The organism is Rhizobium sp. WCS2018Hpa-16 (assembly GCF_031843705.1).
In the GTDB taxonomy this organism is placed as follows: Bacteria; Pseudomonadota; Alphaproteobacteria; order Rhizobiales; family Rhizobiaceae; genus Agrobacterium; species Agrobacterium tumefaciens_C.
This window is the reverse complement of record NZ_JAVTIX010000001.1, coordinates 947,201-972,153: the sequence shown is the minus strand read 5'-3', so window position 1 is coordinate 972,153 and position 24,953 is coordinate 947,201. Positions and strand designations below refer to the sequence as shown.

At 56.1% G+C, this 24,953-nt stretch carries 26 protein-coding genes; 4 read left to right on the top strand and 22 right to left on the bottom strand.

Annotated elements, in window-relative coordinates; all coding sequences use genetic code 11:
- Nucleotides 1–14 precede the first annotated feature (14 nt).
- From RQI55_RS04905 to RQI55_RS04830, 16 genes are all read right to left on the bottom strand, one after another.
- Nucleotides 15–800: a transporter substrate-binding domain-containing protein gene (locus tag RQI55_RS04905; RefSeq protein ID WP_243255942.1), complete on the bottom strand. Its 786-nt coding sequence runs from the start codon at nt 798–800 to the stop codon at nt 15–17.
- An 11-nt stretch (nt 801–811) separates the two neighbouring features.
- Nucleotides 812–1,519, bottom strand: coding sequence for a GntR family transcriptional regulator (locus RQI55_RS04900; RefSeq protein WP_243255941.1), 708 nt, complete (start codon nt 1,517–1,519; stop codon nt 812–814).
- A 141-nt stretch (nt 1,520–1,660) separates the two neighbouring features.
- Complete coding sequence (gene lpxB, locus RQI55_RS04895) at nt 1,661–2,854, bottom strand: lipid-A-disaccharide synthase (protein ID WP_243255940.1); 1,194 nt, start codon at nt 2,852–2,854, stop codon at nt 1,661–1,663.
- Nucleotides 2,851–3,717, bottom strand: coding sequence for an LpxI family protein (locus RQI55_RS04890; protein ID WP_243255939.1), 867 nt, complete (start codon nt 3,715–3,717; stop codon nt 2,851–2,853). Before RQI55_RS04890 ends, lpxB begins: the two co-directional genes overlap by 4 nt.
- Nucleotides 3,718–3,720: 3 nt before the next feature.
- Nucleotides 3,721–4,533 carry an acyl-ACP--UDP-N-acetylglucosamine O-acyltransferase gene (gene lpxA, locus RQI55_RS04885; protein WP_243255937.1) on the bottom strand — a complete coding sequence of 271 codons (813 nt, stop codon included), beginning with the start codon at nt 4,531–4,533 and terminating at the stop codon, nt 3,721–3,723.
- Nucleotides 4,530–4,997, bottom strand: a complete 468-nt coding sequence (gene fabZ, locus RQI55_RS04880; protein ID WP_243255935.1) for a 3-hydroxyacyl-ACP dehydratase FabZ — start codon at nt 4,995–4,997, stop codon at nt 4,530–4,532. The genes lpxA and fabZ overlap by 4 nt, the downstream gene beginning before the upstream one ends.
- Entirely contained in the window at nt 4,990–6,054 is a 1,065-nt protein-coding gene (gene lpxD / locus RQI55_RS04875) for a UDP-3-O-(3-hydroxymyristoyl)glucosamine N-acyltransferase (protein ID WP_243255934.1), read from the bottom strand. The genes fabZ and lpxD overlap by 8 nt, the downstream gene beginning before the upstream one ends.
- A gap of 49 nt (nt 6,055–6,103) precedes the next feature.
- Nucleotides 6,104–8,428, bottom strand: coding sequence for an outer membrane protein assembly factor BamA (gene bamA, locus RQI55_RS04870; protein WP_243255933.1), 2,325 nt, complete (start codon nt 8,426–8,428; stop codon nt 6,104–6,106).
- A 202-nt stretch (nt 8,429–8,630) separates the two neighbouring features.
- On the bottom strand, nt 8,631–9,764 hold the full coding sequence (rseP, locus tag RQI55_RS04865) for an RIP metalloprotease RseP (protein ID WP_243255932.1): 1,134 nt from the start codon (nt 9,762–9,764) through the stop codon (nt 8,631–8,633).
- A 37-nt stretch (nt 9,765–9,801) separates the two neighbouring features.
- Nucleotides 9,802–10,635: a phosphatidate cytidylyltransferase gene (locus RQI55_RS04860; RefSeq protein ID WP_042619406.1), complete on the bottom strand. Its 834-nt coding sequence runs from the start codon at nt 10,633–10,635 to the stop codon at nt 9,802–9,804.
- Complete coding sequence (locus RQI55_RS04855) at nt 10,635–11,378, bottom strand: isoprenyl transferase (RefSeq protein ID WP_243255930.1); 744 nt, start codon at nt 11,376–11,378, stop codon at nt 10,635–10,637. Before RQI55_RS04855 ends, RQI55_RS04860 begins: the two co-directional genes overlap by 1 nt.
- 60 nt (nt 11,379–11,438) lie before the next feature.
- Nucleotides 11,439–11,996, bottom strand: a complete 558-nt coding sequence (frr, locus tag RQI55_RS04850; protein ID WP_042619405.1) for a ribosome recycling factor — start codon at nt 11,994–11,996, stop codon at nt 11,439–11,441.
- 64 nt (nt 11,997–12,060) lie between these two features.
- A complete protein-coding gene (gene pyrH, locus RQI55_RS04845) occupies nt 12,061–12,783 on the bottom strand; it encodes a UMP kinase (RefSeq protein ID WP_042619736.1) in 723 nt (240 codons plus the stop codon).
- 201 nt (nt 12,784–12,984) lie between these two features.
- Nucleotides 12,985–13,911, bottom strand: coding sequence for a translation elongation factor Ts (tsf, locus tag RQI55_RS04840; protein ID WP_042619404.1), 927 nt, complete (start codon nt 13,909–13,911; stop codon nt 12,985–12,987).
- Nucleotides 13,912–14,156: 245 nt separating this feature from the next.
- Nucleotides 14,157–14,936: a 30S ribosomal protein S2 gene (gene rpsB, locus RQI55_RS04835; RefSeq protein WP_243255929.1), complete on the bottom strand. Its 780-nt coding sequence runs from the start codon at nt 14,934–14,936 to the stop codon at nt 14,157–14,159.
- Between the two features lie 180 nt (nt 14,937–15,116).
- Nucleotides 15,117–15,959 (bottom strand): cell envelope integrity EipB family protein, encoded by an 843-nt coding sequence (locus RQI55_RS04830; RefSeq protein WP_192066773.1) that lies wholly within the window; start codon nt 15,957–15,959, stop codon nt 15,117–15,119.
- A 115-nt stretch (nt 15,960–16,074) separates the two neighbouring features.
- Between RQI55_RS04830 and RQI55_RS04825 the strand changes: the two genes are divergently transcribed.
- From RQI55_RS04825 to RQI55_RS04810, 4 genes are read left to right on the top strand one after another with little or no spacing between them, the layout of a single operon-like run.
- Nucleotides 16,075–16,545 carry a RidA family protein gene (locus tag RQI55_RS04825; RefSeq protein WP_042619402.1) on the top strand — a complete coding sequence of 157 codons (471 nt, stop codon included), beginning with the start codon at nt 16,075–16,077 and terminating at the stop codon, nt 16,543–16,545.
- Complete coding sequence (locus RQI55_RS04820; RefSeq protein WP_243255928.1) at nt 16,542–17,282, top strand: glycerophosphodiester phosphodiesterase family protein; 741 nt, start codon at nt 16,542–16,544, stop codon at nt 17,280–17,282. Before RQI55_RS04825 ends, RQI55_RS04820 begins: the two co-directional genes overlap by 4 nt.
- Nucleotides 17,279–18,469: a GNAT family N-acetyltransferase gene (locus RQI55_RS04815; RefSeq protein WP_243255927.1), complete on the top strand. Its 1,191-nt coding sequence runs from the start codon at nt 17,279–17,281 to the stop codon at nt 18,467–18,469. Before RQI55_RS04820 ends, RQI55_RS04815 begins: the two co-directional genes overlap by 4 nt.
- 19 nt (nt 18,470–18,488) lie before the next feature.
- Nucleotides 18,489–18,914, top strand: a complete 426-nt coding sequence (locus RQI55_RS04810; RefSeq protein ID WP_311272098.1) for an HIT family protein — start codon at nt 18,489–18,491, stop codon at nt 18,912–18,914.
- Here the strand turns inward: RQI55_RS04810 and RQI55_RS04805 are convergent, their stop codons facing one another.
- The 6 genes from RQI55_RS04805 to RQI55_RS04780 all read right to left on the bottom strand — a co-directional run bounded on the left by RQI55_RS04805 (nt 18,915) and on the right by RQI55_RS04780 (nt 24,730).
- On the bottom strand, nt 18,915–19,874 hold the full coding sequence (locus tag RQI55_RS04805; protein ID WP_311272099.1) for a phosphatase PAP2 family protein: 960 nt from the start codon (nt 19,872–19,874) through the stop codon (nt 18,915–18,917).
- 48 nt (nt 19,875–19,922) lie between these two features.
- On the bottom strand, nt 19,923–20,270 hold the full coding sequence (locus RQI55_RS04800; protein ID WP_243255924.1) for an AzlD domain-containing protein: 348 nt from the start codon (nt 20,268–20,270) through the stop codon (nt 19,923–19,925).
- Nucleotides 20,267–21,022: an AzlC family ABC transporter permease gene (locus tag RQI55_RS04795; protein ID WP_311272100.1), complete on the bottom strand. Its 756-nt coding sequence runs from the start codon at nt 21,020–21,022 to the stop codon at nt 20,267–20,269. Before RQI55_RS04795 ends, RQI55_RS04800 begins: the two co-directional genes overlap by 4 nt.
- A 74-nt stretch (nt 21,023–21,096) precedes the next feature.
- Nucleotides 21,097–23,598, bottom strand: a complete 2,502-nt coding sequence (gene clpA, locus RQI55_RS04790) for an ATP-dependent Clp protease ATP-binding subunit ClpA (RefSeq protein ID WP_311272101.1) — start codon at nt 23,596–23,598, stop codon at nt 21,097–21,099.
- Between the two features lie 10 nt (nt 23,599–23,608).
- Nucleotides 23,609–23,962, bottom strand: coding sequence for an ATP-dependent Clp protease adapter ClpS (clpS, locus tag RQI55_RS04785; protein WP_042619395.1), 354 nt, complete (start codon nt 23,960–23,962; stop codon nt 23,609–23,611).
- A gap of 180 nt (nt 23,963–24,142) precedes the next feature.
- Nucleotides 24,143–24,730 (bottom strand): helix-turn-helix transcriptional regulator, encoded by a 588-nt coding sequence (locus RQI55_RS04780; protein ID WP_243255922.1) that lies wholly within the window; start codon nt 24,728–24,730, stop codon nt 24,143–24,145.
- Nucleotides 24,731–24,953: the final 223 nt, after the last annotated feature.

Below are 24,953 nucleotides of genomic sequence, written 5' to 3'. Positions count from 1 at the left end.
CATTCTCAATGGTCTTAAATATCCTTCGGCAGATCCGTCTTCAGCCACTTCTGTGCAATGGCATTCAGGCTGCCATCGGCTTTTGCAGCAGCGATGATGGCATCGACCTTTTCACGCAGAGCGGGCTGGTCCTTGTTCAGACCGATGTAGCAAGGCGAGTTCTTGATGAGGAATTTCAGTTCCGGGCGCTTTGGCGGGTTCTTTTCGAGAATCGCGGCCGCAACTACGTTGCCGGTGGCAACGGTTTCGACCTGGCCTGACAGGAATGCCGAGATCGTGCCGTTATTGTCCTCATAACGCTTGATGGTGGCATCGGCTGGCGCGATTTTCGTCAGCTCCAGATCTTCCACCGCACCGCGTGTGACGCCTATTGTCTTGCCTGCGAGATCTTCTGCCTTCTCGATTTTGACGGCGTCAGGCGCGAACACACCGTTAAAGAACGGTGCATAGGCCACGGAGAAATCAATCACCTTCTCACGCTCTGCATTCTTGCCGAGGCTCGAAATTACCAGATCGACCTTGTTGGTCTGGAGGTAGGGCACGCGGTTTGCGCTGGTTACGGGCACGAGCTCAGTCTTTACGCCCAGCTTTTCGGCAATCAGATTGGCCACATCGATGTCATAGCCACGCGGGGCCATATCACCGCCAACGCTGCCAAATGGTGGAAAGTCCTGCGGAACGGCAACGCGGATCGCACCGCGAGATGAAATGTCGCTCAAGGCATCTGCGAAGACGGGTGCTGCAAAGCTGCAGGTGGCTGCAATGGCAATAGTGGCGAGAAATATGCGTCTGCTGAACATTTCAAATTCTCCTATGAGTTGGCAATATGAAGGGGTGGTAGGGATAGTGAACTGCGAAGGTCCCGGAGCGGGTCTCGCTGGCGCGTGAGGTCCAGCCCGGTCTCGACCTCATCCAGATGCGTGACGGCAAGCTCTGCTGCGCGCACGAAATCGCCCGCATCCATCGCCTCAAATATGCGGCAGTGCCCTTCATGGGATTGGGCAGCATGGAAGTCGGATTGATAAAGCATCGAAATGAGGATTGTGCGTGCGGTCAGGTCCCGCAGAAGATCGATAATGATATCGTTTCCGACAATCTCGGCAATGCGGATGTGGAAATCACCCATCAGGCATGTCAGGCGCTGACGATCGGCCACGGCCAGCGCTTCCCGCTCTTCATCCAGATGATCAAGAAGTATCCGGCGCCCGGCGGGAGAAAGGGTCGTCATGGTGCGCAGCAGGCCAAACTCGATCACGCGCCGCGCCTGATACACCATCACCGCCTGTTCGGCCGATGGCTCCACAACGAACCAGCCGCGACGGGGGCTGACCTCAACGACACCGCGCGTGACGAGCCGCATCATGACTTCCCGGATCTTGGTGCGGGAGACGCCATATATTTCCGCAAGCTGCGATTCGCCCAGCCGTGTGCCGGGGCGTATGCGTGCAGACAGGATGCCGGAAAAGATGGCCTGTTCTATCGCACTCTGATCTGTCTCGCCTGTATGTCTGTCTTGCATACAAGATCAGAAAGCAAGGTGCGTGCCATTCTGTGCGGACTTTGCAAAACGGCCTTCGCGATGGCACTTAAATGTGCGCCGATGACCAATGATGATTTTTTAGACAGCGATATTTCGCATCACGGCCAAATATTGGGCGGATCAAGCCGTGATCGCAGCGCCCGACTTTTGGCGGTAAACTGAGAGCAATATCTCTGCCCCCACCTCACCCGGCGGACGCTCTGTGTGCAGACGCTCACGCACCAGCGCAAAACCTTCCAGCATCGCTTGCCTTTGCAGCGTATCGGCAGAAAGGCGCTCGGCCCAGCGCAACATGGAGCCTGCGCGCACAACCTCGTTGATATATTCCGGAACCACCGCGTAATCGGCAATCAGGTTTGGCAGTGCACCAGTCCAGGTTTTTATGCGCCTGCTCAACATGGTGAAGATCCAGTCCGTTTTGTAAACGGAAACAACCGGAACATTGGCAAGCGCAAGCTCCAGAATGACCGTACCGGACGCAGCAATCGCCGCATCGGCCTGCGCAAAGGCATTCCACTTGAATGCCGAATCGGCTCCGATTTCGGGTCGGATATGATCTGGCCAGGATGCAGCAAGTTCACGTATCCGGGCTTCCTGTCTCGAAACCGTGGGAAGCACGAATCGCGTCGGCCCGTTACGCTCCACAAATGCTGCAGCCGCAGCTTGAAACGGCTCCATCAAACGCGTGATTTCTGTTGAGCGTGAGCCGGGCAGCAAAAGAATGGTTCTCTGTTCGCCATCCTTTGGCAACGCCCGTTCAGCGCGCTGCTCACGAACAGCCAACAGGTCATTATCAACACTCAAGCGGTGGCCGACAAAGCTCGTGGGCGGGCCGCCCAAACGCCGCATGGTTTCTGGCTCGAATGGCAGCAGCGCCAGAACGTGGTCGACATAGCCAAGCATGGCCGGCGCACGCTTTTCCTTCCAGGCCCAAACGCTGGGGCACACGTAATTCACCACAGGCAGGTTCGGCATCGCTTTACGAACACGTCGCGCCACACGGTGCGTAAAGTCCGGGCTATCGATAATAAGCAGCACATCTGGCTTGGCTGCGATGATCGCGTTTGCCGTTTCTTTTATTCGCGCAAGCAGCTGCGGCAGTTTTTTCAGAACCTGCGTGAAGCCCATGATCGACAGTTCGGAATAATCAAATAGTGATGTCATACCTTCGCCGGTCAGGCCATCGCCGCCAACGCCAACCAGCTCAACCTTGCCCGGATACTGCACCTTCAAGGCGCGAACCAGATCGGCGCCCAAGAGATCGCCAGAGACTTCACCGGCAATGACGGCCAGTTTCAGAACCGTGTCTCTCACATCATCTCTCCCGCAAGGCCTGTATCGATTCCACAGACGAACACCCCGGCTTCATCGGCCGCAGCCAGCATGGCGTCGCGATCCAGTACGAATGCCCTGCCCGCCTCGACTGCAATGCCGGCAAGCCCAGCCTTGGCGGCATTGTGCACGGTCGATGGGCCAATAGTAGGCAGGTCGGCCCTGATGTCCTGCTGCGGCTTGCACAGCTTGACCAGCACACCTTTTCGACGGCTGGAAATGCGGCCTTCGGCACGCAATGTAGCGACCCGAGCCAGCATGCCATCGGTGCCCTCGACGCCTTCAAGCGCAACCAGACGACCGCCGACGCAGACCGCACCCTGCCCTACATCGAGCGCGCCGAGCGCGAGTGCCGCCTTCGCCGCTTTGGCAATATCCCTCCGGTCTTCATCGCTTGGCTCGATTTTTCCCAAAGAGCCAGTTGTGGCCAGCAGACCCGGTGCGATGTTATGTGCGCCGATGACACGCGCACCCTGCGCCTCAATCAGCCCGATCACCATTTGCAGCACGGTATCATCTCCGCCCGACAGAAGCGTGCGGATGATGGACGGCATCTTTGCAATCATTTTGAAATTGGGGCGAATTTCCCGCCATTCAGGCCGGTGAGATACCGCGCCAGACAGCACAACGCGATCAATGCCATGGCTCGCCAGGAGCCTTCCGAGGCTCGACACATCACCCACGCTGATGCATGCATTTTCAAACGCCGACCAATCAAGATCGGCCTGGTTTTGCAAGCGGATGATGAAGGGCGTCTCGCCTGCGTCCAGTGCTGCTTGCGCCACATAAAAGGGCAGAAAGCCGCTGCCAGCTATGATCGCGAGACGCCCCGCATCCTGTGGCACGCGCTATTTTCCCCGGTTGGGCGACGAAATGGCCCGCTCATTGGCAGCAGCGATGAAATCGATGACTTCGAGCGCCTGCGGGCAATCGAGATACTCTTCACGAATGGCGGCAGCATTGGCGCGCACATTGCCTTCGCTTTCGAAGATCTGCTTGTAGGCGCGGCGAACCTTGTGAATTTCCGCGCGCTCGATACCTGCACGGGTCATCCCGACAATGTTCAAACCACCCAGAATACCTGGATTACCATTCAGCATGCCATAAGGAATGACGTCATAGCTGACGGCAGAGAGGCCACCAACGAAGGCCTGACGGCCAACGCGCGTAAACTGGTGCACGGCAGAGCCGCCACCCAGAATGGCGCGGTCCTCAATCGTCACATGGCCAGCCAGCATGACGTTATTGGACAGAATGATGTTGTCGCCCAAACGGCAGTCATGCGCCACATGCGCATAGGCCAGGAACAGGTTATTGTTGCCGACAACCGTCGTTCCGCCATGTTCCACCGTGCCTGTGTTCATTGTAACACCTTCACGGATAGTACAGTTTTCACCAATGACGAGCGTTGTATCAACCGCGCTATGATGGGCACTCTGAGAGTCGCCGCCGATCACGGCAGATGGCCAGATCTTTGTGCCTTTGCCCACAGTCGTGCAGCCCAGCACAACGACGTGGCTGAGCAATTGCACGTCATCATGCAACGTCACCTTAGGGCCAACATGACAAAACGGACCAATGCCGACGTTTTCACCGATCACAGCTCCGTCTTCAATGAATGAAGACGGGTGAACCTTGGCCGAAGCCGCGATCTTGCTCATTGCTGACCCTCGGGGATCATCATCGCGCCAATATCCGCCTCAGCCACCAGAGCGCCATCAACCTTGGCGTCGCAATGGAACTTCCAGACATTGCCGCGCTGGCGCTGCTTCACGACGTAAATCTCCAGGCGGTCGCCCGGCACGACAGGCTTGCGGAAGCGCGCATTGTCGATCGTCATGAAGTAAACGAGATGGCCGCCATCACCCTGCCTGCGGGCGCAGATGGCTCCGGCTGTCTGCGCCATGGCTTCAACAATCAGCACGCCAGGCATGATGGGACGATCTGGAAAATGGCCGGTGAAATGCGGCTCATTGACCGTAACATTCTTGATGCCCGTCGCGGAGCTATCACCATCAATGTCGATGATCTTGTCGATCAGCAAAAAGGGATAACGATGTGGCAGCAGCTTCATCACTTCAAGGATGTCAGCCGCGCCAAGCACCGTCTTCGTCTCTTCAGACATTCTTCTCTCCTGTCTTCTTGTCTCGCTCCTCGGCGCGCGCAAGCAGTTCTGCCATGTCGCGCAGGAAATGTTTCAGAGGCCGCGCCGGTACGCCGCCATATTTCGCACCAGCCGGCACATCGGCAACGACGCCGCTCATTGCGGCGATCTGCGCACCATCTCCAATCGAAATGTGGCCGTTGATGCCGCTGGCACCACCGATCATCACGCCATCGCCAATCCGCGTGCTGCCAGCAATACCGACCTTGCTGACGATACCGCAATGGCGGCCAATGCGAACATTGTGGCCGATCTGGACCTGATTGTCGATTTTCGTGCCTTCGCCAATGATGGTGTCATCCATCGTGCCGCGATCGACCGTGGTGTTTGCGCCGATCTCGACATGATCCTGAATGATCACACGCCCGATCTGCACGATCTTCAGCATGCCACGTGGACCAGGGGCGTAACCAAAGCCATCCTGCCCGATGCGCGCACCATTGTGGATGATGACGCCATTGCCAACCAGCGACGAGAGAATGCTCGCGCCACCGGCGATCGTGCAATCGCGTCCGATCTGCACTTCCTCACCAATAATGGCGCCGGGTCCGATTCGTGTGCCGGAGCCAATATTCGCGTTGGAACCGACGACGGCATAGGCCTCGACAATAACACCGGCTTCAAGTTTGGCAGAGGGATGAATATGCGCGAGAGGCGAAATTTCTTCATCCTGCCCACTAACAGCCGATGGCTTCATGGCTGAGGGATGCAGCAAGGCCCCAGCCTGCGCAAATACCGTATGCGGATGCTTGGTAATCAGAGCCGGAATATGGGCTGGCACGAGATATTGCAGAGCAGGATCACAAATGATCGCCGCAGCGTCACAGGTCTCGATATCCTCACGGTTCTTCCGAGACAGGATGTAGCACAGCTGATCAGACTTGGCCCTGTAAACGGGTGCTATGGAACGCACCATACGATCAGTCGCCGTTTCATCAGACAGTTCCGCCCCAAGACGGTCTGCGATATCTTTCAATCGCATGCCTTCGTGGGGCGGAAAAAAAGCATTATATTCCATCAACCGAATACTCCAGAACGTTCAAACTTGCAGTTCTGGACTGCCGATATCAGAAAGTGTTGGACATGCCAAACCGGAAGTTCTGCACTTCGTCGTAGTCTTCCTTCATGAACGGTACTGCGTAGTCTACGCGCAGAGGACCGAATGGCGAAGCCCACATGACGCCGATACCAGCGGATGCACGGATAGAGCTGTCGTCTTGCACACCTGTGCTATTTGCAACCTTGTTACCGTACAGCGTACCGGCATCAACGAAACCAGCAACACGCAGACCGAAGTCTTCAGGAATACCCGGCATAGGCGCAGTCACTTCAGCAGAAGCTGCGAAATATGTCGTGCCCCCGATGGAGTCGCCGTTGATACGAGGACCAATACCATCATTCTCGAAGCCACGGATCACACGTCCGCCGATCTTGAACTGGTCGAAGACGAGGAGATTGTCACCCGTTGGTGCAACATACCCAGCCTGACCTGTGATCGAGCCGATGATGTCATACTCATCGGAAAGAGTGTGGTAGTAGCGAGCCTTGGCATAGATCTTGTAGTATTCGGAGTCACCACCAAGTCCGGCAAATTCGTTCGTCAAAGCGCCCTGCCAGCCATCGCGCGGCATGTTGCGGTCGTCGAGAGAATTGTAAGCCAGCGTGTTGGAGATAATGGACTGCGTCCAATCACCACCACGGATCAGGTCACGATAAGGCGACGCGAGGTTTGCAGGATTATCCCAGTCACCTTGGCCATCATAATTGATCTGCTTGTAAGTGTACTTGAACGTCGTCGCGAGATTTTCTGTGATCGGCGCGGTTACGCGAAGCGCGAAGCCCTGCTCGTCATAGTCATAATAATCTTCGCTCGAGCTCTGGCTCTTGAAGAGGTCGAAACCTGCTGCAAGGCGGTAGCCCAGGAAGTATGGCTCTGTGAAAGACAGGTTGTAGCTACGCGCGTCATCCTGACCGGCACCCGCAGCGATACGAATGTACTGGCCACGACCGAGGAAGTTCTTTTCTTCGATGGAAGCTTCGAGAAGCGCGCCATCGTTCTGCGAGTAACCAGCACCGATACCGAACGAACCGGTTGCCTGATCTTCAACATCCACAACAATCACGACGCGGTCAGGAGCGCTGCCCTGCGAAGTGCCGATATTAACCTTGGAGAAGTAGCCCAGAGCTTCAAGACGACGCTTGGCGGCCGAGATGATCGTCTGGTTGAACGCATCGCCTTCGCTGATGTCGAATTCGCGGCGGATCACGTAGTCACGTGTACGCGTGTTGCCACGGATTTCGATACGCTCAACGTAAGCGCGCTCACCCTGATCAACAATGTAGGTCACGCCAATGGTGTTGCCAGCCATATCACGGTCGCCACGCGGGGTGACGCGAGCAAATGGATAGCCTTCAGCGGAAACGCGCTTGGAAATGGCTTCCATGCTCTGCTGAACTTCCTTGGCGCTGTAACCGGAACCAGCCTTGGTTTCGACCAGACCCTGCAACTGCGAACCATCAACACCAGGAACGGTCGATTCAACAGCCACATTACCAAATGCGTAACGCTGACCTTCATCCACATTGATGGTGATGGTGTATTCGTTGGTGGCTTCGTCCAGCACGGCGTCCGAAGACGTCACGCGGAAGTCGGCATAGCCACGGTTGTAGTAGAACTGGCGCAGCGCTTCTTCGTCAGCGCGCAGCTTGTCCTCGTTGTATACATCCTTACGCGTCAGGAACGACAGCATGTTGGATTTCTTGGTATTCAGAACAGCAGCAAGGCGACCATCGCTGTAGGCGTTGTTACCAACGAAATCGATGCGTGCAATCTTTGTGCGCTCACCTTCGTTGATCACAAAAGCTAGGTTCACGCGGCCCTGGCCGACGTTCACGACCTGCGTCGTAACCTGAATGTCGCTACGACCAATCGCGGCGTATGCATCCTTGATGCGAGCGATATCGGCAGTTACCAGCGTCTGATCGTATGGGCCGAGGGACTGTGTCTGAACGATGCCCTGAAGCTTGTCGTCCTTTATCTTCCGGTTGCCGTTGAACACAACCTGGTTGACGAGATTGTTTTCGCTCACCGTAACAACGAGAGTCTTGCCAGAAACGCTCATGCTGACGTTGGAGAAGTATCCCGTCGCATAAAGGCGCTTGACCGATTCATCGATGTCAGCGTTGGAAAAGTTCTGACCGGGAGCGATCGTGATGTTGGAGCGCACAGCGTCTGCACCGGCGCGCTCAGCACCACGAACATCAACCTTGCTGATGACAGCCGCATTGGCAACACCAGCGGAGACAACAACTCCGAGAGCCGCAACCGAAGAAACACCAGCAGACAGCGCAACCGCCGACACCGCGTTCAAAAATCTTGAACCAGCCTTCATTTTCAATTCTTACCTTTTCCCGTTGTCCCTCAGCGGGCGGAACCCGACTCCGGCCATCTGTCGTCGTTTTTACCTGCTTTTCCTCTACAAGCAAGCCCGACCGTTAATTTCTGTTTACTTCGCGTGCGACCGTGGCTCAATCGCCACTTTCGCATGAAAACAAGGTAAACGACCCCTTAAAATACAGCCTAAAAAGCCCAATTTAGCCAATCAAGCTGCTGATATCATTCCAAGTCGCAAATACCATCAGACTGAAGATCATCGCAAGACCAATCCTGAATGCGACCTCTTGCGCGCCGGAGCCGAGCGGCTTTCCCCGCACCGCCTCAATTGCGTAGAACACCAGATGCCCCCCGTCCAGAACCGGCACAGGCATCAGGTTCAACAGGCCAATCGACACCGAAAGCAGCGCTGCAAGCTGGATGACAGCCGCAAAGCCAAGCGATGCCATCTGGCCCGAAGCCTGAGCGACCCGCACAGGTCCTCCGAGTTGGTCTGCATTCATGCGCCCCGTCACCAGATTGCCGATATAGGCAAAGGTTCCGGTCACGACATGGCCCGTCTCACGCACACCTTCAACCATCGCCTCCCCTGGGGAAAAGCTGATATGCCTGAAGTTTCCGCGGGTCTGATCGGTCACGATACCGATGATCCCCAATTCCATCTTGTTACCGAACTGGTCTGTCGTCTCGGTCCGCGTAGGGACCATGCCTAAGTCCAGCTGCTGCCCATTGCGCTCCACCGTTACCTTGATCGGCGTGGCTGGCCGGACGGCAACGTAGCGACGAACGTCTTCGAAAGTCCTGACATTTTCGCCGTCGATTGCAACCAACCTGTCACCTGGTAGAACACCTGCAACTTGCGCGGCGCTGTTTTCCCGCACTTCAGACACGATCGGATCTGAAATCATCCGCCCGTAAATTGCAAAAAGTGCTGCAAAAATAAGGATTGCCAGAAGGAAGTTCGCGATTGGGCCTGCAGCAACCGTCGCTGCTCTTTTCCACAGCTTTGCGCCGCCAAGAGTCTGCGAACGCTCTTCCAGCGTCAAACCTGCGAGAGAATCACTGTCTGGCTTGCTGGCGACGTCTTCGTCACCGAAGAACTTGACGTAGCCACCCAAGGGCACTGCCGAGATCTTCCAGCGGGTGCCGCGGCTGTCGGTGAAGCCGATAAGCTCAGGTCCAAAACCGATGGAAAAAGCTGTGGATCGTATGCCGCACCAGCGCCCAACCAGATAATGTCCCATTTCATGAACAAAAACGAGCAGGGAAAGGACGAGAATGAACGGCACCATGTACCCGGTCAAAAAACCAACCGTCGCCGTCACCATTTCCATATGTGTCTAGCCTTTCGCTAATGCCGCTCTACGCTTGTCAGAACCCCGGAAGAATTCCGCTGCCTGAACCTGGCACATCACCCGTTATCGCCGCATGAACGACAGCAATGAGGAATACGGTAAAACAGGCGAAAACAAGACCGTCAACCCGGTCCAGAAACCCGCCATGTCCGGGAATGAGATTGCTGGAATCCTTGACCTTGAAACGTCGCTTGATGAAGGATTCGAAGAGATCGCCGATCTGACTGAAAACGGACAGCAACAGCGCAAGCCCAACGATCCCCATGCCGATACGACCGTGATCGATATAGGCCACTGCCGAGCCTGCTGCGACGCCGGAAACCGTGCCACCAATGGCGCCAGACCATGTCTTTCCCGGCGATATGGCGGGTGCAAGCTTCGGCCCACCAATTGCGCGACCGACAAAGTAGGCCAGAATATCCGTGGCCCAGACGATGGCAAAGACGAAGACCATGGCTGCAAAGCCCGTCAGCTCGTCACCGCGAATTGCCGCCAGGGAAATGCCACTGAGACCGGCATAGACGATGCCGCCCACCAGCCACCAATTGCGACCACGCAAGACCGGAAAAAGCGCTGCGGTGAGCGCGAAACCTGACAGAAGGGGCAGATCGAGCGAAGACTCGCCGAAAATCGTATTGCCAGCCATGACAGCCACAGAAAACCACCCCCAGGCATAGCCCGTCGGATTGGTATCAGACAGCTTGGTAATGGTGCTCCACTCGAAATAGAGCAACAGCGCCAGAACCCCGGCGACAAGGCGGAACATCATTCCGCCGTACCAGGTGGCTGTGAGTATAACGGCAGCGAGCACGATGCCGGAGATAAGCCTTAGCCTCAGTTCCCGGCTCATCAGGCACCCGCCAGAGCGACTTGGCTCGAAAGGCCGCCAAACCTGCGATCACGCGTCATATACTGGTCAATGGCTGAGACAAACGTCTTGCGGTCAAAGTCCGGCCAGTACTCAGGAATGAAGAGAAATTCTGCATAAGCCGCTTGCCACAACATGAAGTTGGAGAGCCGCTCTTCGCCGCTGGTGCGGATGATGAGATCGGGGTCCGGCATTCCCGCAGTATCGAGGCGCGAAGAGATCGCGTCGGCATCGACGTCAGACGGGCTCAACACGCCTGCAGCCACATCTGCTGCCAGCGATGCCGCCGCGCGGGCTATTTCATCGCGCGAACCGTAATTGAAGGCGATAACCAGCGTCAGTGCCGTGTTGGCTGCTGTCATCTGCTCGGCTTCGATCAACAGGCTGCGGATGTCATCCTTCAAATTCTGCCGATCTCCAATGATACGAACCCGCACATTTTCCTTGTGCAGGTCCGCCAGGTCGCGGCGAATGAAGGCTTTGAGAAGCCCTAAGAGATCACTCACCTCGGACTCTGGCCTGCGCCAGTTTTCCGAGGAAAATGCGAAAAGCGTCAGATATTTCAGGCCGCATTCACCCGCGGCCCGCACCGTTTCGCGCACGGCTTCGACGCCACGTCTATGGCCCATGATGCGCGGAAGCCCACGCTGCTTAGCCCAACGCCCGTTACCATCCATAATGATGGCAACATGCTCGGGTAGTGAGGAACGGCTAGTGTCCGACATCTCGATCCAGTTTAAGCAGCGTGGCGTTGACAGGGAAATATGCTGTTGGTCTGCGACCAACTATACCTGCATGATTTCTCTTTCTTTCTCAGCAAGCAAGCGATCAATATCCGAAATTGTGTCATCCGTCATCTTCTGAACCTTGTCAGACTTTGCACGGCTTTCATCCTGGCCGATGTCACCATCCTTTTCAGCCTTTTTCAGGCCGTCCATACCATCGCGCCGGACGTGGCGAATAGCAACCTTGGCCTTCTCCGCGTAGTCATGCGCGACTTTCACGAGAGACTTGCGGCGCTCTTCGTTCAGCTCTGGAAGAGGAATACGGAGGTTCTGGCCATCAACGATCGGGTTTAGGCCAAGATTGGATTCGCGGATGGCACGATCAACCGCGCCAACCATCGATTTGTCCCAGATATTCACGCCCAGCATGCGCGCTTCCGGCACGGTAATGTTTGCGACCTGCGAGAGCGGCACACGGGAGCCGTAGGCATCAACCGTGACAGGATCGAGAATGTTGGCAGAAGCGCGGCCGGTTCTCAGCGATGCAATGTCGCTCTTGAATGCATTGATCGCACCGTCCATGCGGCGCTTGATATCGTTGAGGTCAACATCACTCATTTTCATACTCCATCAGTTCTTGGCGCTCGCGGCCTTATGTGTAGCGTGGAATCAGCGCCGGGTGTTACTTGTCGTGTACGATGGTCTTGCGACCGCCACCCGTCAATATTTGCGCGAAACCGCCCTTTTCGTGGATCGAGAAGACGATGATCGGGATGTGGTTTTCCCGCGCCAGTGCAACGGCTGCTACGTCCATGACGGCCAGTCCCTTGGCAAGAACTTCCGAATGCGTCAACTCCTCGAAGCGCGTTGCCGTCGGGTCCTTCTTCGGGTCGGCAGAATAGATGCCGTCAACCTGAGTGCCCTTGAAGATCGCTTCAGCTCCCATTTCAGCAGCACGCAAGGCAGCTGCCGAATCCGTGGTAAAGAACGGGTTGCCGGTACCACCGGCGAAAATCACGACGCGACCTTGCGCCATGTGCGAAAGCGTCGCGCGCTGAGAGAAGCTCTCACAGATTTCCGGCATGGCGATGGCAGAAAGCACGACAGTGTCGATATCGAGCTTGCGCAGTGATGTCGCGAGCGCCAGGGCGTTGATGATGGTTGCGAGCATACCCATGTGGTCGCCCGTCACTCGGTCTCCACCCTTGGATGCAACGGCCACGCCGCGGAAGATATTACCGCCGCCAACAACGACGCCCACCTCGACACCCATGGCCCTTGCCTCGGCAATATCAGATGCGATCCGATCTGCAACCGCGACATCGATGCCGAAACCCTGATCGCCCATGAGGGCTTCGCCCGACGCCTTGAGAAGAACACGTTTATAAAGCGGCTTGGAAGACATCATGACTCCTTGAGGAATGGATGCGTGATCTTGCAGCAATGGCTGTCGAGACATAGCAACATGCGAAACTTGAAAAACAGCAGCGCACGGCGAATCTGAATGATCGCCACCCACTGCAGGATATAACCGCAACGCCGATACACGAAGGGCACCGCGTTGTCACGCGATGCCCCATAGTTTTCCCGTATTTGGGTAAATAGATCAGCCCTTGGCGACAGCAGCAACTTCAGCTGCGAAGTCGCTTTCTTCCTTTTCGACGCCATCGCCCAGCAGCAGGCGAGCCATGCCGACAACCTCGATCTTCGCGCCAGCTTCCTTTTCAGCTTCCTTGACAGCGTCACCAACCGTGATGTCAGGGTTGATGACGAATGCCTGCGACAGAAGAGCGACTTCTTCGAAGAACTTGCGCATGCGGCCGTCAACCATCTTTTCGATGATGGCTTCTGGCTTGCCGGATTCGCGAGCCTGCTCGATGAAGACATTGCGTTCACGCTCGGCAACAGCCGCGTCAACTTCTTCCGAACGGATAGCAAGCGGGTTGGTCGCAGCAATGTGCATTGCGATCTGGCGGCCGATGGATGTCAGAACGGCCTTGTCGCCTTCGGACTTGAGCGCAACCAGAACGCCCAGCTTGCCGATGCCATCGCCAGCTGCGTTGTGAACGTAAGTCGCAACAACGCCGTGCTCGACTTCAAGCATCGCCGAGCGGCGCAGCGTCATGTTCTCACCAATGGTCGCAATTGCGTCCTTGATGGTGTCTGCAACAGACTTGCCGGTCGCTGGGTAGGTTGCTGCAGCAACTGCATCAACAGAACCGTTTGTTGTCAGCGCAACGGATGCAATGCCGCGAACGATGTCCTGGAACGCATCGTTGCGTGCAACGAAGTCGGTTTCGGAGTTGATTTCAACAACAACAGCCTTGTGGCCGGCAGATGCGATACCAACGAGACCTTCAGCAGCCGTACGGCCAGACTTCTTGTCAGCCTTGGCGATACCCTTGGCGCGCAGCCAGTCGATTGCGGCTTCCATGTCGCCACCGGTCTCGGACAGCGCCTTTTTGCAATCCATCATGCCTGCGCCAGACTTCTCGCGCAGTTCCTTTACCATTGCGGCTGTGATTTCGCTCATTGTGTGCCTCTTGTCGGTTCGTCGGTCACGGCACGAATGCGGCCAGACCTCAATCGGATTTTGGGAACGAATGTACCCGGAACTGTGACAGCCTGATGAAGAGGCCATCACGAAACGTCAAAATTCACGCCTCGCCAAGCAAACGGCGTGATGGAAACGAACAAGGCCGCCGAACTTTTCTAGTCCAGAACGGCCTTGTCTCGTCTCATGGAGAAGGCGGCACATAAGCGCCGCCCGTAGCCTTATCAGGCAGTTGTACCAGCAGCAGCTTCGTCTTCGAGCGCTGGCTCGACTGGAGCTTCTTCCATCGCGCCGAGGTCACGACCGGAAGAACCCTGCTGACGTGCAATACCGTCGATGGCTGCACGAGCAATCAGATCGCAATAGAGCGAGATGGCGCGCGAAGCATCGTCGTTACCGGGGATTGGGAAGTCGATCTGGTCTGGATCGCAGTTGCTGTCGATGATGGCGACGACTGGAATGCCCAGACGCTTTGCTTCTTCGATAGCGATCTTTTCCTTGTTGGTGTCAACAATGAACATCAGGTCAGGAACGCCGCCCATATCGCGGATACCGCCGAGAGCCTTTTCAAGCTTTTCGCGTTCGCGCTCAAGGTTCAGGCGCTCTTTCTTGGAGTAGCCAGATGCGTCGGAGTTGAGGATTTCGTCGACCTTGCGCAGACGTGCGATCGAGTTCGAAATCGTCTTCCAGTTGGTCATCATGCCGCCGAGCCAACGCGAGTTGACGTAGTACTGGGCAGAACGCTTTGCACTGTCGGCGATGATTTCAGAAGCCTGACGCTTCGTGCCAACGAACAGAACGCGACCGCCACGGGCAACCGTGTCAGACACGACCTGAAGGGCGCGCGACAGCAAAGGAACTGTCTGTGCCAGGTCGATGATGTGGATGTTGCTGCGGTCGCCGAAGATGTACGGCTTCATCTTTGGGTTCCAGCGATGTGTCTGGTGACCAAAGTGAACGCCAGCTTCCAGAAGCTGACGCATAGAGAAATCGGGCAATGCCATGCCTAGTTATCCTTTTCCGGTTTAACCCCCGCGAAGCAAACAGCGCCAGCAAACTGGCACCACCGGGCGGAATGATCCGGATTTCTCCCGGAACATCCCAAGCTTCGCGTGTGGAATGGTGTGCCGCATACAGACTGTTTCAACAAAACGCAAGTCAATATGCGAAAATAGCCGATATGATCAGCGAAGTGGCTGCTTTTCACAGCTTTCTGGCGGAAGAATATCAAGCTTGGCCAGTTTGCCCGTCAGCACGAAGTCACCGTAATCCATGGTCAGATCGCGTGTGATTCCATTTTCATAAAGCTTGAACGAGATGCGGTAGATGGGAAGCGAATCGGTGGCGGACTTGTCGTTGTAATAGGCAATCGTCACCGGCCAGAACGAGGTCTTGGCGAAATCGCCTGCTTTGCCAGCATCCGGGTCCGCATCACCGGGCGTTTGCTGCTTGCCAACCAGGGTCGAGGTGATGAGGCTCTGGTCGCCGTCATCAGAACCATCGAAAACGCGGGATTCGAAAATGCGCTTGCCGAGTTTCGCGTTCTCGATGACCTGCACCATGTGCTCGGTCGGAAACTCACCAGCATCCAAGTCGATCGTGCGCGCATCTGGCTTGACGAGGTCGATTTTCATCGCCCCATCCTTGTCCGCTGCAGAACCCGTCACTTCCTTGTCCAGCTTTTCATCCGTAAATGACTTGGTTGCGAAGGTGAACTTCTGCGAAGCCACGTCCTCGAAGGTCGTGGTCTGCTGGTCCGTCATGCGCACCGCATCGCCGGTATTGATCTGCGTAACGAAGCGAAAATCGGTCTTGTAACCTTTGCAGGACGAGCCGGTAAACTCATACACCATGCGCCCGGTCATGCCCTCGATACCGGAGCGATCCGACGCATCCTTTAATTCCAGGTCATAGACAGCACGGTGAGAGATCAGGTTGGGAACGGAGGCAGGCACAGCACTTGCAACACCGGGCATCACCAAAAGGGTGCCGCAGCCAAGTGCGATGGCAAGGTTCCTGACAAACATTCAATATCTCCTGTTGGACTCACCGCTCATATTGTACAAGCAATCGCCCGGCTTCTGGACATCATGATCTGTCTGCCGGATTTTTGAAAGATTTACAACAAAAGCGGAGACGAAAATGTCGGATGCCATCGAAGCTCGCCTGAAGGAACTTGGCCACACCCTGCCCGCCGCCGCAGCGCCTGCTGCAAACTATGTACCCTACACAATCAGCGGCAATCTGCTTTACATTTCAGGTCAATTGCCGATGGAATCCGGCAAGATTGCGGTGACGGGCCATGTTGGCCGCGATGTCGATGTTGCGACTGCGCAGCGCGCTGCCGAACTCTGCGCCGTGAACATTCTCGCGCAAGTCAAAGCCGCGCTCAACGGTGACCTCTCGAAGGTCCGCCGCGTTCTGAAGCTGAACGGCTTTGTCGCTTCCGTACCTGAATTCACCGAGCAGCATCTTGTCATCAACGGTGCATCGAACCTGATCGCAAATGTTCTGGGCGATGCCGGCAAACACGCGCGCGCCGCTGTGGGCATGGCCTCCCTGCCCTTCAATGCCGCAGTTGAAATCGACGCCATCGTGGAAATTGACGTATGACGCTGAAACTTTCCTGGCTAACCGCCAACCCCGTCGCTCATCGTGGCTACCATGATCAGAACAAAACCGTCTGGGAAAACACCCTGACGGCGTTCTCGCGGGCAATCGACGCGGGTTTCGCCATCGAATGCGACTTGCAGCTGGCCTCGGACAGCGTTCCCGTCGTCTTCCACGATGATGAAATGAGCCGCCTGACCGGCATTAAGGGTGATGTGCGGGAGCGCACGTCTGGCGAACTCGGTATGTTGTCCGTCGGGCAGACCAAAGACCGGGTGCCGACGCTCAAGCAGTTGTTGAAGCTCTGTGGCGGCAAGGTCCCGCTGGTTCTGGAACTCAAAGGCCGTGCGGGCGACAATGTCGATATTGGATTTGCCGAAGCGGTTCTCGAAGAGCTTGAAGGCTACGAAGGCCATGTCGCGCTGATGAGCTTCGATCGTCATCTGCTGAAAGACCTCAAGGCCGCCGGTTCGCCATGGCCGCTTGGCCTGACGGCAGAGGGCGCAAAGCCTGAAGACTTCTTCAAGCACGATGAAGCCATGCAGATCGGCCTTGATTTCATCTCTTATGCCTGGTCACATCTGCCCAACAGCTTCATCGATGCGCAAAGAAAACTCGGGATTCCCGTGATTACCTGGACTGTACGGGATGAAACCGGTCGCGCGAATACCTATAAATATGCGGACCAGATGACGTTTGAAGGTTTCGACCCAAGAGAAGGCGTTACAGCCAGCGCATGAGCGATGAATATTCCATTCGCGTAGAACAGTCCTTCAAGGACATTGCCCCGGAAAGCTGGAACATGCTTTCCGGGACTTCAAAACTTACGCGAACAGATGACTACAACCCGTTCATATCCCACGCTTTCCTCTCTTCCATGGAGGAGTCTGGTTCGGCCACCGCCAAGACGGGATGGCGGGGCCACCATCTGCTTCTGGAAGATGGTGAGGGACAATTGAAGGGCGCGATCCCTGCCTATCTGAAAAGCCATAGCCAGGGCGAATATGTGTTCGACCATGGATGGGCGGATGCACTGGAGCGGGCGGGCGGCAGTTATTATCCCAAGCTGCAATGCTCAGTTCCCTTTACGCCTGCAACCGGACCACGGCTTCTCACAACTGGTATCGACGATGCCGCTTTCCGACAGGTACTGGCGTCCGGTTTACGGCAGGTGACGGAAGCCATCGAGGTTTCCTCCGCGCATGTGACATTCGCCCCGGATGACGACATGGATGCGCTGGTAGAGCAAGGCTTCCTTCCCCGCACCGACCAGCAGTTTCATTTCATCAACAATGGTTTCCGCGACCACGCAGATTTTCTTGATGCGCTCTCTTCTCGCAAGCGCAAGGGCCTCAAGAAAGAGCGCCGCGCCGCGCTTGAGAACGGCATAGAGATTGACTGGCTGACGGGCAGCGACCTGACAGAAGACATATGGGACCAGTTCTATGCCTTCTACAGGGATACGGGCAGCCGCAAATGGGGTCGTCCTTACCTCACCCGCGAATTCTATTCCCTGATTGGCCAACGCATGCCGGAGGATATTCTTCTGGTCATGGCAAAGCGTGAAGGTCGCTATATCGCAGGTGCGATCAACTTCATTGGTGGACAAGCGCTTTACGGCCGCCATTGGGGTTGCATCGAAGATCACCCGTTCCTGCACTTCGAGGTCTGCTATCATCAGGCCATAGATTTTGCGCTGGCGCGTGGCCTTGCCCGGGTTGAGGCTGGCGCGCAGGGCGAACATAAGCTGGCACGGGGTTACACACCGGTCACCACGCGGTCTGCGCACTTCATAACCCATCCCGGCCTTCGCCGCGCCATAGCTAATTATCTTGAGCGCGAGCGAAACGAGGTGGAGCAGATCGGCGACTACCTTGATGAGCACAGCCCCTTCCGCAAGGGAGAGCGCCCCGAAACTGACGATTGATTGCCTGAGGAGATATTTGATGACAGCCGCCTATGACACCAACAACATTTTCGCCAAGATTCTGCGCGGAGAAATCCCTTGCGCAAAGGTTTACGAAGACGACCACACGCTGGCTTTCATGGATGTAATGCCACAGGCGCCGGGCCATCTGCTCGTCATTCCCAAATCAGGCTCCCGCAACATTCTGGATGCTAACCCGGATGTTTTGGCCAAAACCATCGCCGTCGTCCAAAAACTCGCCATCGCCGCCAAGCAGGCATTCGAGGCCGATGGTGTTTACATCGCGCAGTTCAACGAACCAGCAGCAGGCCAGACGGTGTTTCACCTGCACTTCCACGTCATACCGCGCAACGAAGTCGAGCCCATGAAGCCGCATAGTGGCGCGATGGCGGATGGGGATATGTTGAGGGTGCACGCCGAGCGCATCAAGGCGGCGCTAGCCTGATTATTTCACGGCTGGCGGTGCGGTTACCTCAGGATGCCTCATCGGCCCATCAGGCTGCGCCAGTCGGGCGACCAGCTTACCGCCGAGCAGGTATGCAACAGCGAACATAGCAATACCCCCCACGACATCGCTCAAGTGGTGTCCGCCATGAACAAGAATGGCGGGCACCATTATTGCATTGAGGCAAAGCGCGAACGGAAAAATCCATCTGAACCGCGCCAGAAAAACCACCGACATACATGCCATCACAGTATGAAAAGAGGGAAATCCGATCAGACCCAGCACATTGGCTGGCGAGATGTAAGTCGGACCGTCACGGCTCAAACGTAAAAGCTCCTCGCCATATTGCGGCGTCACGCCAAGCTCGATCCTCGACAGCAAATCGGGTGACAGCACGAAAAGCGTCGAAGGACCAAAGTTCGGAAAGGCGAACCAGATCGCGATGCAGCCCGCTACGCCCAAAACTCCTGTCAGCAGGAAGTGCCACAGGGCATCCGCCTTTCCCGAGAAGCCCAGCAGAAGAACGACGAATGCAAGCTGTGGCAGAGAACTGAAATAAACATAATAAAGCGTCCGGGAGAACGCGGGCCATTCGGCCACAAATGCAACGGCTTCTGGCCATTTATATCCGAATAACGCATCCACATGTGCCAGCAGCACATCTCCAGGCACAGCCGTGATTGGCAGCAGCATATAGTTGAAGACAGATGCGACGAGCGTAAAAATGATGAACAGGCCGGACGCAATAAGTGCGAGCGCAATGCGCTCCTCACCCCTATGCACGCGATAATATTGGCCGCCACCAATGAGCGCTAACGCGCCGAAAGCCGGTACTGCGTAACCCAGCGAATCAACCGCAATGCCCCTAACAGTGATCAGTGTCAGATCAGCTAAGGCTATGGTGATGATGATAAAGGCGAAGAAACGTTCGGCTGGCAAAAATCGCATGGGTATCTCCATTGCGACTGATCTTAAACGGGATGCCTGAAATTCGCGTAAATGCTGGTTCTAGCGGAAACCCAGTGCCAACAGGCCGACCGCGAGTAAAAACAGTGGCACGACCACACCCACGATCACCCTCTGCCGGGCAAGGAGGAAGACGAGGAACCCCACCACAGCCGCCCCAATGCGCAGCCAAAGCGGCGTTTGCTCCAGAACACCTGTCGGAAAGACGATCAGCTTTGCGGTGACGGCCATCACGAGCGCGGTTGCTACGGCTCTTACCCAGTTCAGGACCTCAGATCCCTCTTTCAGGCGGTTTCCAGCGAGAACACCGAGCCAGCGCCAAAGGTCTGTCGCAATCCAGCCTGCAATCGCGATGAAGAGATAGGGTGCCCACCACGCATCGGTCATCATGGCTCTCCCTCCACTGAACTAGGCTCGATTTTGCGGCGAAACCAGAAGCGATCAATCAGGTAGGCCAGCGTTCCACCACCAATACCGGCATAGAGAATGTCGAATTCCGGCTCGATAACAGCAAATAGCGGGCCGCCAATCACGCCGATGACGAAGGCCACCTTGACGACGCTGTGTCTGGCCGATGCCCAGATCGAGGAAATGAAATAGACCGGCGTCAGGAAGAACAGCACGCCAGCCACAAGCGGCGGAAACGCTGCAACGACGCCATAGCAGACGGCGACGATGGCGGCATTCACCAGCGTCAGCGTCATGCCAAAGCCGATAAACCATGCCACACGCGCGGGCCTTGGCACCTTGCTGAGGTTTTGCGTGGCATAGACCCATGCCGTGATGGCGACGAAGTGTGAGAGAAAAAGCAGGATCCAGGTCGGCGTCTTTGCAGTGCGCATTTCCGGAACGATGGACGCCACCATCGGCATCATACGTATGGATGACAGTGTGACGACCAGAAAGCATGTCGCTAACCCCGCCCCGCTCGTCATCGCGCCAATCAGGATCATCTTTGCAGGCAAGGCCCAGATGACCAGCGTCATGAAAACCGCTTCTTCGCGCGGAACGCCCGATTCCAGCGCAAACGCACTGAACCCCACGAATGAGATCATGAGAATGAGCGAGGGCAGAGAAAAAATCCCTTTCATGCCTCTGAAATACCAGAGGTAGGCGGGCCCTGCATCGCGGTCTAGATCCATGTCATCATCCGGTATCGGCAAAAATAAAGTGCCGGGCAAGAAGCCCGGCACTGGTCTGTATCATTGAACGCAGCTTACTTCTTTTTAGGCACCTTCGGCACTGTGTTTGCCTTGCGGCGGGGAGCGACCTCCTCGGTCGTCTTGTCGGTCGCTGCAGCCACAACCTCGGCCTCTGGCTCAGGCTTTGCCACCTTCGCCTTGGCCTTGGATTTGCCGGGCGATTTTGCCGCCTTCAGCTCAGCTTCAGGCTTGGGCTTCACCGGCGCTGTCTCCGGCAAAACATTCAGCTTGAGACCATCCGTGCCGTCTTCATTCTTACCAACGAACACGCTGACGACGCCACCCTTCTTGAGTTTCCCGAACAGGATCTCATTGGCGAGCGGTTTCTTGATGTGCTCCTGAATGACGCGACCCAGCGGACGCGCACCCATTTTCTCGTCGTAGCCCTTCTCGGACAGCCAGGCGATGGCGTCCTCGTGCAGGTCGAAGGTGACATTGCGTTCGGACAGCTGGGTTTCCAACTGCATGACGAACTTCTGCACAACCTTGTGGATGACCGCAGTCGGAAGCGGCGAGAACGGAATGATAGCATCCAGACGGTTGCGGAATTCCGGCGTGAACAGGCGGTTGAGCGCCTCTTCATCTTCGCCCGTGCGCTTGGAAGAACCGAAACCAATGGCCGACTTGGCCATTTCGGATGCGCCCGCATTGGTCGTCATGATCAGGATGACATTGCGGAAGTCGATCTTCTTGCCATTATGGTCTGTCAGCGAGCCATGGTCCATCACCTGCAACAGAATGTTGTAAATGTCTGGATGGGCCTTTTCGATTTCATCGAGCAGCACCACGGAGTGTGGATGCTGATCCACGCCATCGGTCAAAAGCCCACCCTGGTCGAAGCCTACATAGCCGGGAGGTGCACCCAGAAGACGCGAAACCGTATGCCGTTCCATGTATTCCGACATGTCGAAGCGCAGCATCTCAACGCCGAGCGAGGCGGCAAGCTGCTTGGCAACTTCGGTTTTACCCACACCGGTCGGGCCGGAGAAGACGTAGGAGCCAATCGGCTTGTTCGGTTCGCGAAGACCCGCACGCGCCAATTTGATGGCGGTAGACAGCGCTTCAATCGCGATATCCTGACCGTAAACCACAGAGCGCAGCTCTTTCTCAAGATTGGCGAGAACCATCTCGTCATCCTTGGAAACGGTCTTTGCCGGGATGCGAGCCATGGTCGCAATCGTAACCTCGATCTCCTTTTCGGTGATCAGCTTGCGACGCTTGGATGGCGGCAACAGCATCTGGGCGGCACCGGTCTCGTCGATGACGTCGATCGCCTTGTCCGGCAGCTTGCGGTCAGAAATATAGCGGGCCGAAAGCTCCACCGCCGCCTTGATGGCTTCGTTGGAATAACGAAGGTGGTGGTAGCTCTCGAAATAGGGCTTCAGACCCTTCATGATCTCGATTGCATCTTCGATGGATGGCTCGTTGACGTCGATTTTCTGGAAACGACGCACCAGAGCCCGGTCTTTCTCGAAGAACTGGCGATATTCCTTGTAGGTGGTCGAACCGATGCAACGGATTGCACCCGAAGACAAAGCAGGCTTGAGTAGGTTGGAAGCATCCATGGCCCCGCCAGATGTCGCGCCAGCGCCGATCACGGTGTGAATTTCGTCGATGAAAAGCACCGCGCCGGGATATTCTTCCAGCTCTTTGACGACCTGCTTCAAACGCTCTTCAAAGTCACCACGATAACGGGTGCCTGCCAGAAGCGTTCCCATATCGAGGGAGAAGATCGTGTCGTTCTTCAACGCCTCTGGAACCTTACCTTCCACGATGCGCTTGGCCAGACCTTCGGCAATCGCCGTCTTGCCAACGCCGGGATCACCGACATAAAGCGGGTTGTTCTTGGAACGGCGGCACAGGATCTGGATCGTCCGGTTCACCTCTGCATGACGACCTATCAGCGGATCGATCTTGCCGTTGCGGGCCTTGTCGTTCAGGTTGACGCAATAGGCTTTCAGCGCATCCGGCTGCTTCTTGGGCGCTGCGTTGTCGTCGTCAGAACTGCTGCGCGGTGGCTTGGATTCGCTCTCGCTCTCTTCGGAACCGCGTGGCGTGCGGGTCTGGGATGTGCCGGGACGCTTGCCGATGCCGTGAGAAATAAAGTTCACCGCGTCATAGCGCGTCATTTCCTGCTCTTGCAGGAAGTAAGCGGCGTGGCTTTCGCGCTCGGCGAAGATTGCGACCAGCACATTGGCGCCGGTTACTTCTTCACGACCGGATGACTGGACATGAATGACGGCGCGCTGGATCACACGCTGGAAGCCAGAAGTCGGCTTTGAATCCTCATCGTAACCCGTAACAAGGTTGGACAATTCATTGTCGACATAATCGACAACTGTCTTTTTAAGCGCGTCCAGATCTACGTTGCAGGCACCCATCACGGCTGCCGCATCCGCGTCCTCTATCAGCGCCAGCAAAAGGTGCTCCAGCGTCGCATATTCGTGGTGGCGGTCGTTAGCAAAGGTCAGTGCCTGATGCAGCGCCTTCTCTAGACTTGGGGAAAAAGTTGGCACGTTGCGATCCTCATTTCTTTTCCATGACGCACTGAAGCGGGTGCTGGTGCTGTCGGGCGAAATCCATGACCTGACTTACTTTTGTCTCTGCGACCTCATATGTAAACACCCCGCATTCGCCGACACCGTGCTGGTGTACATGCAACATGATGCGGGTTGCCCCTTCCCTGTCCTTCTGGAAAAAACGCTCCAGAATATGAATGACGAACTCCATGGGAGTATAATCGTCGTTCAGTAAAAGAACACGGTATAGATTGGGCTTTTTTGTCTTAGGCTTCGTGCGGGTGATAACAGATGTGCCGCGGTTGGGACCGCCATCTTCCCCTTCACCATCACCTTGCATGTAGATCGACTTCTCGATCATTTTTTATCATTCTCCAGATCAAACACGCTCCACTCCTTATTGGGGCGCGCCAGAATTTCGCTGACCTCTATTTAGGTCGTTACAACGTGATTTTAAGCCCCTTGCGCCGCACTGCAATCAATAATCCGTTCCCGCGATGAAACAGTTCACCGAAACGCGGCTACATGATAAAAATGCGCCTCACGATGCCAGCCGCCGTCTCAACGTCAACGCAACGGCATGCTCAACCGTCGCCACCTCCATTTTCTTGCATATAGAATCAACAAGATAATTGATCGTGCGGCTCGATAATTCCATATGCGCTGAAATTGTCTCGAAGCTTTCTCCATCTGATGCGAGGCTGAGAATCTCTCGCTCAAGGCTTGTCAACGGCGCCTTCTTTTCCGTTCTCGCGTTTCCGATCACCGTCAGGCGGGCGTGAAGCTGGAACATTAAAACGCTCAGGCTTTCCAGCTCATCGACATCCAGCGGTGGCCTGGCGCCTGCAAAACCGATTATCCGTGGCGCTCCGAACATGCCCAAGGCCGGAAAGTCCGCTCCCATGGAGAGGTCGAAACCGCGAAATGATTTCAACATGGCCGGTGGGGCGCAGCCCATGGCTTCCAACTCGTCGAGCTGCCACTGAAACGGCCCAAGCGTATCAGGTGAATGCGTGAAAAGATGGGACGCGAAATCCGTCAGCCCCTCATCCAGCTTGTAGACGATGGAAGATGCGATATTGAAGGGAAATAGCGAGGAAATCGGCTCCTCTGCCACCAGACGCGACATATCGAGCACGTAGTAGCAACGGAACCCGAAGAGAGCCTGAATTTCGGCCAGAGTGTCTCCGACCTCGTCCAGCGTCTTGTTATTCTGCAGCTGTATCAGCAGGTCATCGTAAATTTTGCGCCTCCAAATGGCGAAAGTGGAGACGCAAGGCTTCGATAGGCCAGCTTGTCAACGCACGATCTCCAAATACCCGGAAATCAGGGTATTTGAAGTCCCGTGACCT

Excerpts from the sequence above, each read along its gene's own strand:
- RQI55_RS04905 (WP_243255942.1), bottom strand. The coding sequence starts at position 800 with ATGTTCAGCAGACGCATATTTCTCGCCACTATTGCCATTGCAGCCACC.
- RQI55_RS04900 (WP_243255941.1), bottom strand. The coding sequence starts at position 1,519 with ATGCAAGACAGACATACAGGCGAGACAGATCAGAGTGCGATAGAACAG.
- lpxA (WP_243255937.1), bottom strand. The coding sequence starts at position 4,533 with ATGAGCAAGATCGCGGCTTCGGCCAAGGTTCACCCGTCTTCATTCATT.
- fabZ (WP_243255935.1), bottom strand. The coding sequence starts at position 4,997 with ATGTCTGAAGAGACGAAGACGGTGCTTGGCGCGGCTGACATCCTTGAA.
- lpxD (WP_243255934.1), bottom strand. The coding sequence starts at position 6,054 with ATGGAATATAATGCTTTTTTTCCGCCCCACGAAGGCATGCGATTGAAA.
- bamA (WP_243255933.1), bottom strand. The coding sequence starts at position 8,428 with ATGAAGGCTGGTTCAAGATTTTTGAACGCGGTGTCGGCGGTTGCGCTG.
- rseP (WP_243255932.1), bottom strand. The coding sequence starts at position 9,764 with ATGGAAATGGTGACGGCGACGGTTGGTTTTTTGACCGGGTACATGGTG.
- RQI55_RS04860 (WP_042619406.1), bottom strand. The coding sequence starts at position 10,635 with ATGAGCCGGGAACTGAGGCTAAGGCTTATCTCCGGCATCGTGCTCGCT.
- RQI55_RS04855 (WP_243255930.1), bottom strand. The coding sequence starts at position 11,378 with ATGTCGGACACTAGCCGTTCCTCACTACCCGAGCATGTTGCCATCATT.
- frr (WP_042619405.1), bottom strand. The coding sequence starts at position 11,996 with ATGAGTGATGTTGACCTCAACGATATCAAGCGCCGCATGGACGGTGCG.
- pyrH (WP_042619736.1), bottom strand. The coding sequence starts at position 12,783 with ATGTCTTCCAAGCCGCTTTATAAACGTGTTCTTCTCAAGGCGTCGGGC.
- tsf (WP_042619404.1), bottom strand. The coding sequence starts at position 13,911 with ATGAGCGAAATCACAGCCGCAATGGTAAAGGAACTGCGCGAGAAGTCT.
- rpsB (WP_243255929.1), bottom strand. The coding sequence starts at position 14,936 with ATGGCATTGCCCGATTTCTCTATGCGTCAGCTTCTGGAAGCTGGCGTT.
- RQI55_RS04830 (WP_192066773.1), bottom strand. The coding sequence starts at position 15,959 with ATGTTTGTCAGGAACCTTGCCATCGCACTTGGCTGCGGCACCCTTTTG.
- RQI55_RS04825 (WP_042619402.1), top strand. The coding sequence starts at position 16,075 with ATGTCGGATGCCATCGAAGCTCGCCTGAAGGAACTTGGCCACACCCTG.
- RQI55_RS04820 (WP_243255928.1), top strand. The coding sequence starts at position 16,542 with ATGACGCTGAAACTTTCCTGGCTAACCGCCAACCCCGTCGCTCATCGT.
- RQI55_RS04815 (WP_243255927.1), top strand. The coding sequence starts at position 17,279 with ATGAGCGATGAATATTCCATTCGCGTAGAACAGTCCTTCAAGGACATT.
- RQI55_RS04810 (WP_311272098.1), top strand. The coding sequence starts at position 18,489 with ATGACAGCCGCCTATGACACCAACAACATTTTCGCCAAGATTCTGCGC.
- RQI55_RS04805 (WP_311272099.1), bottom strand. The coding sequence starts at position 19,874 with ATGGAGATACCCATGCGATTTTTGCCAGCCGAACGTTTCTTCGCCTTT.
- RQI55_RS04800 (WP_243255924.1), bottom strand. The coding sequence starts at position 20,270 with ATGATGACCGATGCGTGGTGGGCACCCTATCTCTTCATCGCGATTGCA.
- RQI55_RS04795 (WP_311272100.1), bottom strand. The coding sequence starts at position 21,022 with ATGGATCTAGACCGCGATGCAGGGCCCGCCTACCTCTGGTATTTCAGA.
- clpS (WP_042619395.1), bottom strand. The coding sequence starts at position 23,962 with ATGATCGAGAAGTCGATCTACATGCAAGGTGATGGTGAAGGGGAAGAT.
- RQI55_RS04780 (WP_243255922.1), bottom strand. The coding sequence starts at position 24,730 with ATGTCGCGTCTGGTGGCAGAGGAGCCGATTTCCTCGCTATTTCCCTTC.